Raw genomic sequence first — 18,151 nt, forward strand, 5'->3', positions numbered from 1 at the left:
GGCCTGCGCACCCTCTTGGGGATGCTTCGGAGGACACCGCGCGAATGCCATAAGGTGTCAAGGCAGAAACGGCGCCTTCCCGGTTCGAGTGGAAAGCTCGACGCAAGCATTCCCTGCCTTGCAATCAGTGGCGGGCCAGTGATTATTTGTCCGCGTCGATCGGTGGAGGTGGGGGAACATGAAGCTTGCTGAACAGGTGCGGCGACAGCTCCGCTGGTGTTGCGCAACTACAACCGCTCTGGTGTTGCTGGGTGGCTGTACGGGCGCCTCGCCGGACGCCAAGCCCACGCCTAAGGCGAAGGGCAAGGTAACGACGCCCGCCCCCTCGGAGGCGGAGAGCGCGGAAGCGCTGACGACCTACCGCGCCATGTGGCACGACCTGACCATGGCCTCGCACACTTCGAATCCGGAGTCGTCTGAGTTGGGCGACCACGCAACCGGAGGCGCATTGGAGTTGATGAAGTACGGCTTACGAAAGGCCAGGCGAGGCAAAATCGTCAGCAAAGGAGAGCCATTGCCGAGCCCGAAGGTCATCAGGGCGACAGACCAGGAAGTCGAACTGCGTGACTGCGTAGACGGCCGCAATTGGCTGGAGTACAAGCTGAACGGCGAGTTGAAGAACAGTGTACCGGGTAGTCATTTTCGGGCTGATGCGACTGTTCGGCACCAACGAGGAATCTGGAAGGTCTCCTACCTCTATATGCATGGTTCCGGGTCATGTTGACTTCTGGGTTCGCGGCAGGGAGTGCGACAACCAGCGCTCTGGCGATATTCATCGTCATAAGCTGCGTGCCGGCCCAGGCGGATGACTCTCATTTACTATTCTCCTACGTTACTTGCGCCCCAGGTCAGTGCCAGGTGGCCGCTGGCAGCGTGTCGCAACGGCCAAGTAGCTCAGGCCAGAAAGGTCCGAAAAGGCAGGCAAAACACGCCGGCCGTGGACGTAAGAGCACCAAGGCAACGTCCGATATCGCGTCGGATGGTTGGAACGCAGCCCTGGTCACGATGGGCCTCGTCAACGCGGGGAAGGGGATCCTTCCGCTTGCTTACGGCGGGGAGCCGCGTAGGGCCAAGGCGAAGGCCAAGCAGCACCTGCCCGTCGAAGTCGTGGTGCATCGGGTTGTGTCGCAGCTGAGACTGCCGAGGCCCGTGATCCGGATGAGCCCACGTGAGGATTTGGCGCAGGTGGTTCGTGTGCCGACATGGATGTGGGTGGAGCGCAAGACGTGGGACGCGGTGACGTCGTCAGTGGCCGTGGACGGGATGGAGGTGACGGCAACGGCTCGGCCACGGAAGGCGGTGTGGTCGATGGGGGATGGCGGCTCGGTGGTGTGCCACGGGCCGGGAACACCCTACTCAGTCCGGTTTGATCCCAAAGCGTCGTCTCCGGACTGTGGTTACACCTACCAACGGGCGTCGGTCTCTGCACCGGGCAAGGCATTTCGGGTGTCGGTGCAGGTGGTCTGGGACGTGGAGTGGAAGGGAGCAGGGCGGTCTGGGTTGGTGCCCGGGCTGGAGATGTCAGCCCAGCGGCAGGTGGTGGTGGATGAAGTACAGGCCATCGTGACGCGCTGACGGGTGCAGTGATCGGGCGACTGGGGTCGGTCCCACCGCTCGACAGATGTCGGTCGTTCTTCATAGCGGGGTGAATTGTGGGTACCTCCTTGTCTTCTTCGGCCTCGAAGGCCACCGGTGTGCCGGGGGCGCGGCGGTCCGGCCCGGAGCGGAAGCCTGCGGTGTTGGGTGGCCGGCGGCGTCGGTTGGGGTGGGTGTGGGCCGGGTTGGGGGCGGTCGTGGTTTCGGCTGTCGGGTTCACGACGGTCGCCAAGGTGGTGGGGCACCGGGACCGGGTCTTGGTGCTGTCGCATGACGTGTCTGCCGGGCAGGTGTTGAAGCCTTCGGACCTTCGGGGGGCGGAGGTGGCCGCAGAGACGGGTGTCGTGACGCTGGCGGACCGGGACACGGTGTTGGGTCATCGGGCGAGGGTGCCGCTGGTGGCGGGGACGTTGTTGGCGTCGGGGCAGGTGGGGACGCGTGCTGATTTTCCGCCGGCGGGGTCGTCGCAGGTGTCGTTCGCGGTGGAGCCGGGTGGTGCGCCGCCCGACCTCTCCCGCGGGGAGCGGGTAGCCGTGCTACCGGGGCCTGGGCCGGCCGAAGGCGGTGCGAGGCAGAGTGAAGAGAGCGCGCCGGCGGCTTCGGTGGTGGCAGGGACGGTGACCGGGGTGCGGGCTCCGGAGTCGGCGGGTGGGCCACGGGTGGTCACGGTGCTGGTGGAGACCGCGGCTGCGCGCCGGGCGGCGCAGTTGGATCGTCCGCGCCTGGTGGTACTGCCGGTGGCGGGGCGTGAGGCTCCGTGAGGCGGCTGGTGGTGATCGGGTCGGTCTCCGGTGCCCCGGGGGTGACGGCGACGGCACTGGCGTTGGGTGCGGTGTGGCCGCAGGAGGCTGATGGCGGCGTTCGGCCGGTGTTGGTGGAGGCGGATGGGTCAGGTGGGGATCTGATGATGCGTTTCGGGTTGCCGGCGGCGCCTTCGTTGTTGGATGTGGCGGCCGCGATCGGGCAGCCGCAGCCGGGCTCTCTGCTCGGGGCGGTGAGTGAACTGCCTTGGGGGTTGCGGGTGGTGGCCGCGGTGCCGGGGCGTCGTCCGTGTACGGAGGCGGTGCGGCTGCTGGCGGGCGAGGCCGGTCGGGGTGTGCTGCTGGGTGGTGGCGGCGACCGGGGGACGGTGGTGCTGGACGTCGGACGGATTGGGGAGGACACCGCGCCGTTGGTGCAGGTCGCGGATCAGGTGGTGTTGGTGGTGCGCGGTGGGGCCGAGCCGTTGACGCATGTGTCGTCCTACGGGCTGGAGGCCGAGGCGTTTGTGGGGCGGTTGACGTTGGGGGTTGTCGGGCCGTGCCCGTATCCGGCCGGTGAGATCGCTTCCGCGCTCGGTATCGAGAGGGTGGTTTTCCTGCCGTGGGATGCCAAGGCTGTGGCGTCGATGAACCGGTCGGTTCGTGGGTCGGTGCGTGCGTCGGGCTTTCGGGCGCGGCCGCTGCTGCGCGCGGTTCGGGAACTGGCTGAGCAGTTGGCTGTCCCGCGGCAGGCCGAGGTCGTGGTCGACGGTGGGCAGTGCGGCCGGGATGCGGTGCCGGCTGCGGGGATGAAGGGAGTGCCTACGTGGGCGAGACGCTGATGCCGCCGCCGATGGTGGTTCAGGCCGAGGGAGAGCGGGAGTTGACGCTGCTGGTGCGGCAGCGGGTGGCGGCCCGGCTGGCGGAGTATGCCGGTGAGCGTCGGGCAGCGGGGCTGCCGGCGGAGGACGAGGCGGCTCGTCGGACCACCGTGGAGCGTCTGCTGGCCGAGGAGCTGGGGGCGCAGCGCCGGCTGTCCCTCTCCTACGGCGAGCAGGTTGTCGATGCGGCGGTCGAGGGGAGGGTTGCGCAGGCGGTCACGGATGCGTTGTTCGGGACGGGCCGGTTGGAACGGCTTTTGTCGGATGTGTCGTTGGAGAACATCTGCGTCAACGGCTGCGATGTGGTGTGGGTCAAGGATGCCTCCGGTGCCTGGCGCCGGGAAGGTGCGGTGGCCGGGTCGGATGCGGAGCTGGTGGAGCTCGTGCGCAGGCTGGCGACCGGTGCGGGTGATGAGGAGCGGCGCTTCGACCGGGGTATGCCGCGGCTGAATCTGCAACTGCCCGATGGCTCACGTTTGTTTGCCGTGATGGCGGTCACCGGGCGGGTGTCGCTGACGATCCGCCGTCACCGCTTCCCGGTGGCCTCGATGTCCGAGTTGGTGCGGCTCGGGGTGTGCGATGAGGAGCTGGCGGCGTTCCTGACGGCGTTGGTACGGGCACGGAAGAACATCGTGATCGGCGGTGGGACCAACGTCGGCAAGACGACCGTGCTGCGGGCGTTCGCGCATGAGATTCCGTCCGAGGAGCGGTTGGTGACGATCGAGGACACCTTCGAGCTGGGTCTTGATGCTGATCTGGTGGCGCATCCGAATGTGGTGGCGATGCAGGCCCGGGAACCGAACATCGAGGGGCACGGTGGCATCGACCAGGCGGAGTTGGTGCGGTGGGGGCTGCGGATGTCGCCGGACCGGGTCATCGTCGGGGAGATCCGGGGTGCGGAGGTCATCCCGATGTGCAATGCCATGTCGCAGGGCAATGACGGCTCGCTGTCCACGATCCATGCCTCCACCTCGCGTGGGGTGTTCACCAAGCTCGCCTCGTATGCCGCCCAGGCCCCCGAGCGGCTGTCGTTGGAGGCGACGAACCTGATGGTGGCTTCCGCGGTTCACTTCGTCGTCCACCTGGGCTGGGACGCGTCCGGTCGGCGGGTGATCGATTCGGTGCGTGAGGTCGTCGACGCCGACGGGGCCCAGATCGTCTCCAACGAGGTCTATCGGCCTGGACGGGACGGTCGCGCTGTTCCGGCGGCCCCGCTGCGGGCCGAAACCGTCAACGACCTGATGGCGGCGGGGTTGGAGCCCCAGGCTCCTGAAGCCCCGTGGTGGGGAGCGGCGGGATGAGTACGTTCGACTGGGGCCCGGGGACTGTCACGGCGGTATCGGTTGTCTGCGGTGCGCTGTGTGGGTTCGGGGTGGTGGCGATCGGCTACGGCGCCGTTCGACGGGCGGTGCGGGAGGAGCAGTCGGGGGTGGCGGGCCGGCTGGCTGCACGGGTGCCGGCGGACTGGACCGCGCGGCGGTGCGTGGGCGCGGTGATCGTCGGGGTGTCGGTGGCTGCGCTGACGGGCTGGCCGGTGGCGGCGGTGTTGGCCGTGGTCGGCGTGCTGACCTTGCCTGGGCTGCTCGGTCCGGATCGTGCGGCGGCCGGGCGTACGGAGCGGATGGAGGCGTTGGCGGCGTGGACGGAGATGCTGCGCGACACTCTCTCCGCCGCGGCCGGGCTGGAGCAGGCGGTTCTGGCGACCGCCGACATCGCGCCGGCCGCTCTGGAGAGCGAGTTGCGGGAGCTCGCCGGCGCCGTCCGGTCCGGCCGCTCCCTTCCCTCGGCGCTCAGGGGGTTCGCTGCGGAGGTGGACGATCCGTTGGCGGATGTGGTGGTGGCCGCGCTGGTGATGGCGGCCGAACAGCAGGGGGGCCAGTTGGCGCCGTTGTTGGGCGAGCTGGCCGAGTCGGTGCGGGAGCAGGTGGCCATGCGGCAGCGCATTGATGCCGGTCGGGCGAGTGTGCGGACCGGGGTGCGCGTCACCGTCGTCGTCACGTTGGGGATGGCGGTGGGCATGGTGGTCTTCAACCGCCCGTTCCTGGATCCCTTCAACACGACGGTGGGGCAGGCGGTCCTGGCTGTGGTGGGCGGGTTGTTCGCCGCCAGTTTCACCTACCTCTCCGTGATCGGCCGGATCGAGGAACCCATCCGCCTGTTCGACCCCGCTGTCGCGGGATCGGACTCCGTGCCGGGAGGAATGCCGTGATCGTGATCGTGTTGGGTGCGTTGTTCGGCATCGGGGTGACCGCCCTGGTCTATGGCCTGCGGCCGCCCAGGACCGCGCTCGCCGACGTGCTGACCACGCTCAATGTGCCTGCCCGGTCCGTCCCTTCATCGGGAGGGGACGCGGAGGGGAGGGAATGGGCGACGCGGTTGGGGCGGCGGGCCGTGCCGCTGGTGCGTGCGCTGGGCTTCCCCACCGCCTCGCTGCGAGCGGATCTGGCGGTGTGTGGTGCGGATGAGGAACAGCACCTGGCGGGCAAGGCGGCGTGCGCGATGACCGGGCTCGTCGCGCCGTGGGCCACCGTCCTGCTGCTGCGTATGGGGGCCGATGTCGCGGCGGGGTGGTGGGTGCCGCTGTCCGGCTCCCTCGCCCTGGGGGCCGTGCTGTTCTTCGTCCCCGACCTTGGTCTGCGCAGGCAGGCGGAGCAGCGGCGCCGCGAGATGCGGCACACGCTCAGCCTCGTCCTCGACCTGGCGGTGATCGCGCTTGCCGGCGGTGCGGGCGTCCAGCAGGCCCTGGCCCAGGCCATTGCCGCGCCGCAGGGCTGGGCCGCGGGTGCCTTGCGGCACGCCCTGCATGTCGCGCAGCTCACCCGTACCAGCCCTTGGACCCACCTGGGAGACCTCGGTCGGCAGCTGGGCGTTTCCGACCTGATGGAGCTCGCTTCGACGCTGAGCCTCGCGGGTACCGAGGGCGCCAAGATCCGCGGCTCGCTCGGAGCGAAGGCCCGCGCGATGCGGCGGCGCCGGGTCTCCGAGGCCGACGGAGCGGCGCAGGCGGCCACGGAGCGGATGTCGCTGCCTGTGGTCGGGCTGTTCTCCGCTTTCCTGCTGTTGATCGGATACCCGGCGCTCGCCCACGTGTTGTCCGCGACCTGACCCGCCGCACCGAACTGCTACGAGATCGAGGAGAAGTCCGTCATGTTCGACGCGAAAACGCTGTCCCGCCTCCTGGAGGCGCATATCGCCAAGATCCGGAGCGCCCCCAAGGACGGCGGGTATACGACCGAGACCGTGGTGATCACAGCCGCGCTTGTCCTCCTGGCCCTGGCCGTGGTGGGCATCATCGTCGGCAAGGTCACCAACAAGGCCAAGGGCATTGATCTGGGGTAGTGGTGGCCGTTTTTGTTCGCCGGTGGCGTGCGGACCGTGGGTCGGCGACCACGCAGATGGTGCTCGTCGTCCCGGTGCTGCTGCTTGTGGCCCTGCTGGTGGTGCAGTTCGCGCTGGTCTGGCACGCCCGGCACCTCGCCCAGTACGCCGCCCAGCGGGCCTTGGCCACTGCCCGCACGTATGCGGGAACGGCTGCCGGGGGCCGGGCGCAGGGTGAGCGCAGCCTCGCCGCGCTGGGCAGTCGGATCCTGACCCGGCCTTCCGTCACCGTCGACCGCACCGCGACTCTCACCGCCGTGCGGGTCCGCGGAAGGGTGATGGCCGTCGTGCCCGGCCTCCACCTGTACGCCTCCGGCACCGCTGCCGGCCCCACCGAACGTCTCACCACCCCGGGCGGAGGGCACCTGTGAGGCTGCTGAGGCAAGGCGTTCGCAGCACGGAGCCTGATCGGGGTTCGGCGTCGATCGAGCTGCTCCTCCTGACCCCGTTGCTGGTGCTCGTACTGCTGGTGGTGGTGGCTCTGGGGCGACTGGCCGACACGCGCCTGATCGTGGCGGATGCCGCTCATCAGGCCGCCCGTGCCGCCACTTTGGCCCGCAGCGAGCACGGCGCCCACGCCCAGGCCCTTCGGGCCGCGACGACGGCACTGCGGGAAGCCGGTACCAGCTGCACGGCTCCGTCCGTGCGCCTTGCCACCAACGGCCTCGCCCCAGGCGCCCATGTCTCGGCGAAGGTCTCCTGCACCGCCGCCCTCGGGGACCTCACGCGGACGGGTATGCCCGGCCACGTGCGTCTGGACGGCACCGTCTCCTCCGCCGTCGACTCCTTCCGAGGAACCTCGTGACACCACGACTCCGCGCCCATCTGACGGGCGTTCGCGACAGGCTCGTTCAGGGAGACGACCGCGGTCAGGCCACGGGGTTCGTCGTCTGCATCCTCGCTGCGCTGTGGCTGTTCGCCGGGGTCGTCGTCGACGGGGGCCTGGCCCTGGCGGGCAAGAGCCGCGCGCTCGATGTGGCTCAGGAGGCCGCCCGCAGCGGTGCCCAGCAGCTCGATGTCGGGCGGCTGCGCGACCACCACGAGGTGCGCCTGGTGCGCGCCGAGGCCGCCCGAGCCGCCCGCGCTTACCTCGCCGTCGCAGGTAAGCACGGCGCTGCGGCAGTGAAGGGCAGCGCTGTCACCGTCCAGGTAACCCACCACTACCGCACGCAGATTCTGCAACTGGTGGGCCTGCGCACGCTCACCGTGCATGCGGCCGCCACCTCGCACGCCCGACGCAGCACCCCGTAATGCCCGTTCGCCTCGTCCGTCCCGGAGAGCTATGCCGGCCATGACCCACCCCAGCGCACTACGCGAACGCCTGTCCGCGGCCTCCACGGCCCTGGGCGTCCTCACCGTCACCCTGGCCGTGCTGGTCGGCATGCCCTACGTGCTGTGGCAGGCGGTCGGAATCCCGTGGCCCGACAGCGTCCACTCCTGGCGCGAACTGGGCGAACGGCTCTCCCAGCCGGTCAGCGACACTTTGGTCATCGACCTGTTGGCCATGGCGGGTTGGGTGTGCTGGGCGGCGTTCACCTCCACGGTGATTCGCGAGATCTCCTGGTACGCAGCGCACCTTCCGCAACTGCGAGGCGACCGCCGCGCCCACTACGACCACCTGGCCGCGCTGTCCGCCAAGCGCTCGGTCGCCGCGCTGTGCATCGGCACTCTCGTCATCGCCCTGCTCACCCTCTGGCGCCCGTCCGCTGCCGGCGCGCAACAAGCCTTCCATACCTACGAGTTCGGCCACCGCGTCGCGGCGACGGCTCCGCTCACGCCGTCGGCGGTGCAGCGGGCCGGCACCCGCCCGGCAGATCCCGTGGCGACGGCCCGGATGAACGCCCACGGCCCCCGGCTGCGGGCCGAGGGGGCTGAGCACCTTGAGTACACGGTGGTGGAAGGGGACACGCTGTGGGACATCGCCGACGCGCACCTGGGCGATGCGTTGAAGTGGCCACGGATCTACGCCCTCAACAAGGATCGCGTGCAGCACGACGGTGCCCGACTCCACGACCCTGATCTGCTCAGGCCCGGCTGGCGGTTGGCGATCCCCCTCAGCGGCCGTCACCCCACTGCGACGGCGGCCCACCCGTCCGCATATCCGACGCCGACACCGAAGTCGAAGCCGAAGCCGAAGCCGAAGTCGAAGCCGAAGGCCGCACCGACAGCACCACCAGCCGTCGCAGCTCCCGCGCAGCCGACACCCCACCGGCCTCCCGCGGCCGCGCGCCAGGTGGGCGGACGGCACCCTGGACCTGCTGCGCGAGAGGCCGAGGAGAGGGTCGGCCGGACCGCGAAGGGGAGTTCGGGCCCGGCCGCCATCGGGATCGGCGAAGCGAGCCTCATCGGCATCACCGTGGCGGCCGGACTGCTGGCCGCACGCCGATACTGGTACGTGCACCAGCGCCGTCAGCGCGATCCGCAGAGCGCGGCGCCCGCCTTGAGCCCACTGGTCGACAAGGCCGCCCAAGCAGCTCAGGCAGCCACCCGGCCCCACTCCCCCGGGGACGCCGATGCCCTGATCACCCGTCGCACTCCCCCACAGCAGCCACGTGCCGCGGACGAGGTGACCATCGGTGTGAGCGACGACGTCGAGGTGTCCGTCGACATCCTGGCCACCGCCGGCGGCTGCACCTGGGCAGGGCCCGGTGCCGACGATGCCGCCCGCGCTCTCCTGACCGGAATCCTCACCGCCGCCGAACGCCAACGCCCCGCCCCTGCGCACATCCAGGCCGTCGTCACCGCAGACCTCGCCGAGCGTCTGCTGCCCGGACTGCCACCGCACTTCACCGCCCTGGCCCAGACTCCCGACACCGGTGCGGCGGTCCGCGTCGTCGAGCAGCACCTGGTCGCCCACGCCCGCGCACAACACGACCGTGATGCGCGGCCACCAACGCCGGAGGCCTCCGGCGGTGTCGACGAGAGCGGCCCTGGGTTCCTGATCCTCGCCGTGGCGCCGGATGCCGCGCACGTCGGGCAGGTCCAAGCCGTGGCGGCCCGTTGTCGGCCCGGCCTCCTGGCGGTCCTCTCCCTCGACGCCTCGTTGCCCGGCGCGGAGCACTGGCACATCGCCGCCGACGGCACCGCCGCCAGATCCAGCGCGCGTGCCCGACATCCGGAGCGGCTGGAGCTGTTCCGCCTCACTCCCGACGCCGGCCGGGACATGGTCGACGTTCTCCTCGGTGCCCACGGCCGGCGGCCGCTCCCCCGTGTCGTGCCCCCTCAACAAGCACCGTCGCGGGAGGTCCAGTCGCCGCCCGCCTCCGCCGAGGAGTCGGATCCCGCACCGGGCATCGCCGCGGGCCCGCCCCCCGCCTCCGCGTCCCGGGCCGAGCAGCCCAGGCCCGTCCGCCTTCGCGTTCTGGGACCTGTGACGCTCTACGTCCGTGGTCAGGACGAACCTGTCGGCACCAACCTGCGGCCCGAGGTCCACGAATTCCTCGCGCTGCTCGCCGCCCATCCCACCGGACTCTTGTCCTCCGACATCGCCGACAGGCTCCACCTGGAACCCGGCACCGAGCAGAACGCCCTGAAGAACCTCCGCCGTGCCGTACGTCGTGCTCTGCGCTTCGCCACGGGAAACACGGCGCAGGAATTCATTCTCCGTCAGGGAGAGCTTCATAAACTCCACCCGGAACTCATCGAAACCGACCTCGCGGACTTCACGCGTCTCCTCAAGAAAGCATTCTCGGAAACGGAGAAGTCGGCGGACGATACTCTCGCCATCGTGCGAGAGGCAATGAGCCACTATCGTGGCCCCTTCGCGCAGGGTGCAGATCATCTGTGGGCGGGTTCGATCCGTGAACACCTCATCACCCAGGCCACCGATGCCGCCCTCCGCCTCGCTCACCAGGCGGAGCACACCTCCGCCGACCCGCAGCACCGCGACGCCGTCCTGACGCTCCTGGAACATCTCGGCACTCTCCACCCCGACCACGAACGCCTGGCTCAGCACGCCATCCGTCTGTACCAGGGGGCGGGCCGTCATGACGCCGCACGGCACGCCTACGCCCGTCTCGAACGCCGCCTCGCCGAGCTCGGCCTCGAACCGGACCCGGCCACCCGGGCTCTTGTGACATCGCCGGCCTCCGGGCGCCGTATGGGGTAAAAGCACAGCTCAGCGCGGCTGCGAGCCACTCGGTCAGGGCCCGAGTGGCTCGTTGTCGTTTCCCCTGTCGTTTCGGGGGTCGTTTCCCCCGTCGCTTCTGTGTACGTGCTTGGACGCGACGCCCCCTTCGCGCGCATCACCGCAGGTCAGGGGCGCTACGAGCCACCGGTCGGCGAGGCCGACTGATATCTGTGCAGTAAAAGCATCCCAATCTACATGTGGCCGGCGCGGGCCCGAAGGGCCCTGCCTGCATCTCCCCCTGCACGTCTCGGTCTCCGGCGCTGCCCCCGGCTCTTTATCTCTCTCCTTCCTGGCCCGGCCAGGACCTTGTTCGTGAGGCGCTGCGGCGCGCAGGCATGACTCGAGGTGTCGCCGCGCCGGAAGCCGCGCCGCTCGGGCGCCTGGGAAACGGTCGTCGATTCCGCGAGCCACGACATCTTGCGTCGCGCATGCGGAAATTCTCCTGAATTCCCGTCGCGAATTCACGGAAAGTCCAGCATTATCAAGCCAGATCCAGCTTCAACCGGAATTCAGGTCGAGCTATATTTGAATTGTTCCCGAGGAGCAGGAACCGGGAATCCCGCTAATTCTCTCGCGGAGGATATCCGCACACGGGTGGAGTGCGGCCAAAAACAAGTCCGACACTCGCTGCCCTGAAGGGCCGCCGCGCACCGCCCCCGCCAACGCCTGAAACGACGGAGCAAGCCGATGTGCCATGCCGGTGACGACGACGCACCCGTGATTCCCCGCATCCCCCGTCCCAGATGCCCGGTGGAGCCCATGCCCCGCCCGCCGCGGCCGTCTCGGCGCCCCGCTGTGCCGCGGCAGACGCCGCCCACGGACACGTAGCCGCCTGTCCCTCCTCCCCACGATCACGAAACGGAGCCGTCTGTGACAACGCAGTCCCCTCACCCCACTCAGCCACCCACCACGCCTTCCGTCCCCACTCCCCCACCCGTCCCGTCGAAGGCCCGCCCGGGCGCGTTGCGGGCCGCGGTCGCGAAGATCCTGGCCGAACACCCCGGTTCGGACTTCAGCGTCATGGAGCTGGCGAAGGCGCTGGGGCATTCGGGAGGAGCCGTCAGCAACGCCTGTGCCACCCTGGCGTCTCGGGGCGAGGCGGAGCTGCTGGGTTGCCGCCCCCGTAGGTTCCGGGCCACCTCCAGGACCGCTGACGCCGCACAGGGTGCCCCGACCGGCCCGCCTGACCCTGGACCGCCAACGCCCCGCCCTCGGCCCACCGCTCCGCCGCCGCAGGCCGCGTCGGCCCCGTCCTCCCGGGCCGGCAGGCCGCTGCCGATCATCCGCCCGAACGGGCAGCGGTATCACCCCAGGGCGCTGGCGCAGCTCCCGGACGTCGAGGCGTTGCGCAGGTTGCGTGAGGCGGGTGTTGCGGTGTTGCTGTACGGGCCGCCGGGGACGGGGAAGACGTCGTTGATCGAGGCGGCCTTCCCGGGCCTGATCACGGTTGCCGGGGATGGGGACACCACGGTCGGCGATCTGATCGGCGAGTACACCCAGGATGCCGGCGGGGGCTACGAGTTCGTCTACGGGCCTCTGGTCACCGCGATGCAGGAGGGTCGGGTCCTCCTGCTGGACGACGCGACGCTGATCTCTCCGAAGGTGCTGGCGGCCTTGTATCCGGCGATGGACGGGCGCCGTCAGATCCAGGTCAAGGCGCACAAGGGCGAGACGATCACGCCCGCGGACGGGTTCTATGTGATCGCCGGTCATAACCCGGGTGTGCATGGGGCGGTGCTGACCGAGGCCCTTGCCTCTCGGTTCAGCGTGCAGATCCAGGTCGGTTCGGACTACGACCTGGCCGCCTCGCTGAAGATCGATCGCACGGCGGTCCGCATCGCACGGCACCTCGCGCTCGGTCAGCGGGCGGGCGAGATCGGCTGGGCTCCTCAGTTGCGTGAGTTGATCGCGTTTCAGAAGGTCGCCGATGTCCTGGGCACCGAGGCCGCGTTCGCCAACCTGGTCGGCATCGCTCCCGTGGAAGACCGCGATGTGGTCTCCGACATCGTCACCAGGGCTGTTGGCCACGAGGTGTCCGCCCTCGCCCTGGGGCGCCAGCTCTAGACCGGTCCGGGCCCGGCCCCGGCCGGGCCCCGCCGCCCTGTCCCGGGGCCGCCCCGCCCCACCTTGAAGGGAGTCTCCCGTCATGGCTACGCAGTTGCACCAACACGTCCCGCCCGCCCCGCCTGCACTGTCGGAGGTCGAGTGGGCCACCGCCCGTTGGGAGGACGACGGTGGCAACCTCGCCGACGTACGTCCCCATGCGCACCGTTCCCATTGGCTGCGCATCGCCGCCGCCCTCAGCGCCCGGCTGCCGGACCTGACCGGCCGTGAGGACATCCTCGTCATCTGCGAGGACGGAACCCGATCCGGCGCCCCTGCCGCCTTCTACCCCGCGCTCGCCCAACTGGAGATCGATACCGCCCTCTTCGCCCCGTTGCACCCCGCCACCATCCGCCCGGCCCGCCCCGGCGACGAAGACCGCTATCCCGCCGCCTGGGGCGCCTTCGTCCATGAAGCCGCCCACGCCACCCACAGCCGCTGGCGCACCCCGCCCCCGCTGCGCGGCACCGCCCTCGATGAGGCCGGGCAGATCCTGGAGGAGTCGCGTGCCGAACGTGCGCACCTGTGCCGCCGCCCCGAGGACCGTCGTTATCTGCGCGCGGCCACCCGCGCCCTGATCCTCACCGACTTCGCCGGCGCCGCCCCCACCGACCGCTGGCGGGCCGCCCTCGCAGCCGGGCTGGTCCTCGCCCGACGGGACGCAGGAATCCTCGACCCCGACGAGACCCGACTCCTGGAGAGCACCCTCACCGGCGTCCTCGGCGCCGACCTCCTGCACACCCTCGCCGGCGTCTGGACGGCGGCTCACGCCACCGGCGACGAGGACGGGCGGGCGATGATGGGGCATGCCCGCGCCTGGTGCCAGGCCCTGGGTGCGGACTCCACCGGGACTCCGCCGCGCCCGGAGCCGGCAGGTGGCGGCAGCGGTGAACTGGCCGAGGCCGTGGGCAAGGTGGTCGCCCAGGTGCAGGTGAACGAGGCCGTCCAGCGCGCCGCGGAGGCCCGTATCACGGTCGCCCGTGCGGCCCGCGCGCAGGGCAAGGCCGACCGGGCCGCCCAGGCGCATCGGGCGGCGAAGACCGCCGAGAAGGTCTTCAGTTCCGACGGGCGCCCCTTCACCCCTGGTGGCGCCGGCACGGGGCGCGGTCGTTCGCCGGTGACCGGTACCCGGCCGCCGGAGGCCGGGGAGCGAGCGGCGGCCGGGCGGTTGGCCCGGGCTCTGCGTGCTGCCGCCTACCGGGAACGCGTCACCACTCATGTCTCTTCGGCCATCCCTCCCGGACGCCTGGACATGCGCCAGGCGCTGGCTCGGGATGCGCAACGCGCCGCAGGTGCCACTCCCACCGCAACCCCGTGGAGTCGCACGGTCCACCGTCCCGTTCCCACGCCGCCGCTCCGGATCGGGGTCGCCGTGGATGTCTCCGGGTCGATGCGCGCCGCGGCCGCTCCCCTTGCCTCGGCTGCCTGGATCCTGGCCAGGGCCGCCGCGCTGACCGGCCCTGACTCCCGTACCGCCACCGTCGCCTACCACCGGTCCGTCACGGCCATCACTGCCCCGGGGCGGGTCCCCAGGCAGGTCACTCAGTTCGGCACGCAAGGTGGTGGGCACTGTCTGGCCGAGGCCGTCGATGCCCTGTCCGCGGGCCTCCGTCTCGACCGCCCCGGGGCGGGCCGGCTGCTGGTGATCGCGTCCGATGGGCGCTACACGGGCGAAGAAGCCGCCTGTGCCGCGCGGCGCGTCGTCGATCTCCGCCGAGAAGGTTGCGCGGTCCTCTGGCTCGCCTTCGCTCCCGGCCCTCGGGCTCTGCCTGGTAGCACCGTGGTGGTACTGCAGGATCCGGCACGGGCCGTCACCGCTATCGCCAAGGCTGCGGCCAGCGCTTTGGCCGGAGTCCCTGCCGAGAGGTGATGACGTGTTCCTGGGGGCCGAACTCTTTTCTGTGCGGTCGTGGTGGCTGATGTGCGGCCTTGTCCGTTTCGTGCGCGGACGCGTGCCCGGTTGGGCCGTCGCGTGGCAGTCGTCGTGGGCCGCGGATGGCGGTTGGGGGGAGGTGGCGTCCGCTGTGGCGCCGGCCGCTGGGCCGGCTGCAGTGTCGAGATGCGTCGTCGGTATCGCTCTGCCGGTCGACGGCGGTTACTGCGTCCTGTGACGGATGGCTGCCTGGGTGGGCGGTACGTGTCGTCGGGCTCCGCGTCGGGGTGCTGGTGGCTGTCCTATGCCCGGCCGACCATGGTGGCGGGTGTGACGATGCGGTCGAAGTCCTTGGCGCTGATGTAGCCGGAGGCCACTGCCGCCGTGCGCAGTGTGGTGTCCTCGTCGTCGGCCTTGTGGGCGATCGCGGAGGCCTTGTCGTAGCCGATCACCGGTGAGAGCGCGGTGACGAGCATGAGGGAGCGGTCGACGTAGGTGTCGATCTGGTCCCGGTTCAGTTGGATGCCTTCGATGCAGTATTCGCGCATCTTGGTGCAGGCGTCGGCGAGGATGCCGGCTGCGTGCAGGAAGTTGTTGATGATGAGTGGGCGCATGGCGTTGAGTTCGAAGTTGCCCTGTGTGCCGGCGAAGGCGATGGCCTCGTCTTCGGACAGCACTTGGATGCAGACCATGACCATTGCCTCGCACTGGGTCGGGTTGACTTTGCCGGGCATGATCGAGGAGCCGGGTTCGTTCGCTGGGAGGATGAGTTCGTCCAGGCCGCAGCGGGGTCCGGAGGCCAGCCAGCGGATATCGTTGGCGATCTTCATCAGGGGTATGGCCAGGGCGCGGAGCCCGGTGGAGGCGCTGGTCATGGCGTCCAGGCTGCCTTGGGCGGCGAATTTGTTCCGCGCGGTGGTGAAGGGGTAGCCGGTTGCGTGGGTGATCTCCGCCGCGACCTCCTCGCCGAATCCGGGTGGGGCGTTGAGTCCTGTCCCCACTGCGGTGCCGCCCATGGCGAGTTCGTGCAGGCCCTCGGCTGTGCTGGTCACCCGGTCGATGGCTTGTTGCAGTTGGTGGGCGTAGCCGGACCATTCCTGTCCCACGGTGAGGGGGACGGCGTCCTCCAGGTGGGTGCGGCCGATCTTCACTACGTCGTGCCACTGCCGGGCCTTGTTCTCGATGGCGTGCTGGAGTGCCTGCGCGCTGGGCAGCAGGTGTTCGTGGATTTCCTTGACGGCGGCGATGTGCATGGCGGTGGGGAAGGTGTCGTTGGAGGACTGCCCCATGTTGACGTGATCGTTGGGGTGGATGGGGGACTTGGTGCCCAGTTCTCCGCCGGCCAGTTGGATGGCGCGGTTGCTGATCACTTCGTTGGTGTTCATGTTGGACTGCGTTCCGGAGCCTGTCTGCCAGACGTAGAGCGGGAAGTGATCGTCCAGTGCGCCCGCGATGACTTCGTCGGCCACCCGTTGGATCAGGTTGGACTTCCAGGCCGGTAGTCGTCCGGCGCGGCCGTTGACGGAGGCGGCGGCTTTCTTGACGTAGCCGTAGGCGTGGTAGACCGCTTTGGGCATCCGGTCGTCGCCGATGGAGAAGTGGATCAGGGAGCGTTGGGTCTGGGCGCCCCAGTAGCGGTCTGCGGGGACGTCGATGGCTCCCATGGAGTCGGTCTCCTGCCGGGTGCCGGTCGTGTGGAGTCCGATGGGGATGTCGAGGATCTTCGGGGCTTCGTCGCGGCCGGATGGCGCGGGGCGGTCGGCGGCGGGGTGTTGGGGGTTCATGCTGCGGCTCCGTCGCTGTAGACCGGCTGCCACATGGCCTTCCGGACAGCCTCTGCGGTGTCGGCCGGCTTGGAGGTGGCCACGCCGTCGTCGAGCGCCGCTTCGACCACGGCGGTCGCGGTGATTGCGGAGGACTCGCGCAGGTTGTCCACGGGGGGCAGTAGGGAGGCGCCCGGTGCCGATGGGTCGACCTGGTTGGCGACGGCCTGCGCGGCCGCCAGCAGCATGCCTGCGGTCACCTGGGACGCCCCGGAGACGATCGTGCCCAGGCCCAGTCCCGGGTACAGCAGTGCGTTGTTGGCCTGCCCGATCTGGTAGGTCACGCCGTCGTGTTCCACGGGCGGGACGGGGATGCCGGTCGCGACGAGCGCCTTCCCTCTGGACCAGGCGAGGACGTCGGCGGGCATGGCCTCGATTCGGGAGGTGGGGTTGGAGATCGGGAGGATGATCGGCCGCTCGGTCCCCTGGGACATGGCCTCGACGACCTCGCGGGTGAACGCGCCGTGCATGGTGGAAGTGCCCAGCAGGATCGTCGGTTTGATCCTGCGGACGGTTTCCGGCAGTGAGATCGCGCCGTTGCTCCGGGCCCAGTCCGTGACCTGTGACGGTTCGCGTGCGTAGGGCTGCTGGAAGTCGCGCAGATCGGTCATGTCGCGGGTGAGCAGGCCCTGTTTGTCGATCAGCCATACCTGGGCGGCGGCCTGGTGTGGATCTGCGCCGTCGCGGATCATCGCGTCCCGTAGCTGGTCGGCGATGCCCACTCCGGCGGTTCCGGCGCCGAAGACGACCAGTTTCTGGTCCCGCATCCGCAGGCCGGTGACCTTGACGGCGGACAGGGCGGCGGCCAGCGTGATGGCTCCGGTGCCCTGCATGTCGTCGTTGAAGATCCGGTAGCGGTCGCCGTACTGCTCCAGGATCCGCCGTGCGTTGCTGGGGCCGAAGTCCTCGAAGTGCAGCAGGGCGTCGGGAAATGTGGACGATGCTGTCTCCAGGTACTTCTCGATGAACGCGTCGTAGTCGGGGCCGCGGACGCGGGGGTGCCGGTTGCCCAGATACAGCGGGTCTTCCAGTAGCGATGTGCGGTCGGTGCCTACGTCCAGCGATACAGCGACGACGCGGCGTGGGTCGATGCCGGCGGCGGCCGTGTACACCGCGAGCTTCCCGACCGAGATCTGGATGCCTCCCACGCCCCAGTCTCCGATGCCCAGGATCTCCTCTGCGTCGGTGCAGACGATCAAGTCCACGTCTTCGGGGCCGAGTTGCAGTGTGGCGAAGGCCTTTTCCATGTCGTCGGGCTGGGAGATGGACAGGAAGATGCCTCGTGGGCGTCGGTACTCGTGTGAGTACTTCTGGATCGCCTCGCCGACAGTGGGGTCGTAGACGATCGGCAGCAGTTCGGCGAGGTGGTCGGCAAGAACCTTGAAGTACAGGGTTTCGTTGCGATCATGGAGCTGTTCCAGGTAGACGTTCTTGGCGAGATCGCTGCCTTGAACCTGCATCTGCTGGTAGGCACGTTGTGCCTGGCGTTCGAGCGTGAGCACTCCTGAGGGCAGGCGTCCGGTGAGGCCTAGCTGTTCTGTCCGGGGAGGTTGTGGACAGTGAGCCAGGTCTCGGCCGTGGGATCTTGAACGGGTGAGGGCCTTCCGGGTTCGGTGTGGATTGCGACA

At 69.7% G+C, this 18,151-nt stretch carries 16 protein-coding genes; 14 read left to right on the forward strand and 2 right to left on the reverse strand.

Features of this window, described 5'->3' with window-relative positions; translation table 11 throughout:
• Window positions 1-178: 178 nt before the first annotated feature.
• From ACIQE0_RS37345 to ACIQE0_RS37410, 14 genes are all read left to right on the forward strand, one after another.
• A complete protein-coding gene (locus ACIQE0_RS37345) occupies window positions 179-724 on the forward strand; it encodes a hypothetical protein (RefSeq protein ID WP_366329299.1) in 546 nt (181 codons plus the stop codon).
• A 134-nt stretch (window positions 725-858) separates the two neighbouring features.
• Complete coding sequence (locus ACIQE0_RS37350; RefSeq protein WP_402340474.1) at window positions 859-1,575, forward strand: hypothetical protein; 717 nt, start codon at window positions 859-861, stop codon at window positions 1,573-1,575.
• A gap of 281 nt (window positions 1,576-1,856) precedes the next feature.
• Window positions 1,857-2,357: an SAF domain-containing protein gene (locus ACIQE0_RS37355; RefSeq protein ID WP_402340506.1), complete on the forward strand. Its 501-nt coding sequence runs from the start codon at window positions 1,857-1,859 to the stop codon at window positions 2,355-2,357.
• Window positions 2,354-3,178 carry a hypothetical protein gene (locus ACIQE0_RS37360; RefSeq protein WP_402340477.1) on the forward strand — a complete coding sequence of 275 codons (825 nt, stop codon included), beginning with the start codon at window positions 2,354-2,356 and terminating at the stop codon, window positions 3,176-3,178. Before ACIQE0_RS37355 ends, ACIQE0_RS37360 begins: the two co-directional genes overlap by 4 nt.
• Window positions 3,163-4,518, forward strand: coding sequence for a CpaF family protein (locus ACIQE0_RS37365; protein WP_402340480.1), 1,356 nt, complete (start codon window positions 3,163-3,165; stop codon window positions 4,516-4,518). The genes ACIQE0_RS37360 and ACIQE0_RS37365 overlap by 16 nt, the downstream gene beginning before the upstream one ends.
• Window positions 4,515-5,426: a type II secretion system F family protein gene (locus ACIQE0_RS37370; RefSeq protein WP_402340483.1), complete on the forward strand. Its 912-nt coding sequence runs from the start codon at window positions 4,515-4,517 to the stop codon at window positions 5,424-5,426. Before ACIQE0_RS37365 ends, ACIQE0_RS37370 begins: the two co-directional genes overlap by 4 nt.
• The gene (locus ACIQE0_RS37375; RefSeq protein WP_402340486.1) at window positions 5,423-6,322 is read left to right on the forward strand and encodes a type II secretion system F family protein; all 900 of its coding nucleotides are present in this window, start codon (window positions 5,423-5,425) and stop codon (window positions 6,320-6,322) included. The genes ACIQE0_RS37370 and ACIQE0_RS37375 overlap by 4 nt, the downstream gene beginning before the upstream one ends.
• 42 nt (window positions 6,323-6,364) lie before the next feature.
• Complete coding sequence (locus tag ACIQE0_RS37380; RefSeq protein WP_402340489.1) at window positions 6,365-6,556, forward strand: hypothetical protein; 192 nt, start codon at window positions 6,365-6,367, stop codon at window positions 6,554-6,556.
• A 2-nt stretch (window positions 6,557-6,558) separates the two neighbouring features.
• The gene (locus ACIQE0_RS37385) at window positions 6,559-6,966 is read left to right on the forward strand and encodes a TadE/TadG family type IV pilus assembly protein (protein ID WP_402340492.1); all 408 of its coding nucleotides are present in this window, start codon (window positions 6,559-6,561) and stop codon (window positions 6,964-6,966) included.
• Window positions 6,967-7,019: 53 nt separating this feature from the next.
• Window positions 7,020-7,400, forward strand: a complete 381-nt coding sequence (locus ACIQE0_RS37390) for a TadE/TadG family type IV pilus assembly protein (protein ID WP_402340509.1) — start codon at window positions 7,020-7,022, stop codon at window positions 7,398-7,400.
• Window positions 7,397-7,846 (forward strand): pilus assembly protein TadG-related protein, encoded by a 450-nt coding sequence (locus tag ACIQE0_RS37395; protein ID WP_402340495.1) that lies wholly within the window; start codon window positions 7,397-7,399, stop codon window positions 7,844-7,846. Before ACIQE0_RS37390 ends, ACIQE0_RS37395 begins: the two co-directional genes overlap by 4 nt.
• A gap of 40 nt (window positions 7,847-7,886) precedes the next feature.
• Window positions 7,887-10,703, forward strand: coding sequence for a BTAD domain-containing putative transcriptional regulator (locus ACIQE0_RS37400; protein ID WP_402340498.1), 2,817 nt, complete (start codon window positions 7,887-7,889; stop codon window positions 10,701-10,703).
• Window positions 10,704-11,744: 1,041 nt separating this feature from the next.
• Window positions 11,745-12,788 carry an AAA family ATPase gene (locus ACIQE0_RS37405; RefSeq protein WP_366329770.1) on the forward strand — a complete coding sequence of 348 codons (1,044 nt, stop codon included), beginning with the start codon at window positions 11,745-11,747 and terminating at the stop codon, window positions 12,786-12,788.
• Between the two features lie 82 nt (window positions 12,789-12,870).
• A complete protein-coding gene (locus ACIQE0_RS37410; RefSeq protein ID WP_402340500.1) occupies window positions 12,871-14,697 on the forward strand; it encodes a VWA domain-containing protein in 1,827 nt (608 codons plus the stop codon).
• 305 nt (window positions 14,698-15,002) lie between these two features.
• Here ACIQE0_RS37410 and fumC read toward each other — a convergent pair whose 3' ends face one another.
• Window positions 15,003-16,484: a class II fumarate hydratase gene (gene fumC / locus ACIQE0_RS37415; protein ID WP_402340503.1), complete on the reverse strand. Its 1,482-nt coding sequence runs from the start codon at window positions 16,482-16,484 to the stop codon at window positions 15,003-15,005.
• Window positions 16,481-18,091, reverse strand: coding sequence for an NAD-dependent malic enzyme (locus tag ACIQE0_RS37420; protein WP_402340512.1), 1,611 nt, complete (start codon window positions 18,089-18,091; stop codon window positions 16,481-16,483). Before ACIQE0_RS37420 ends, fumC begins: the two co-directional genes overlap by 4 nt.
• Between the last annotated feature and the right edge of the window lie 60 nt (window positions 18,092-18,151).

The organism is Streptomyces sp. NPDC093097 (assembly GCF_044754325.1).
In the GTDB taxonomy this organism is placed as follows: domain Bacteria; phylum Actinomycetota; class Actinomycetes; order Streptomycetales; family Streptomycetaceae; genus Streptomyces.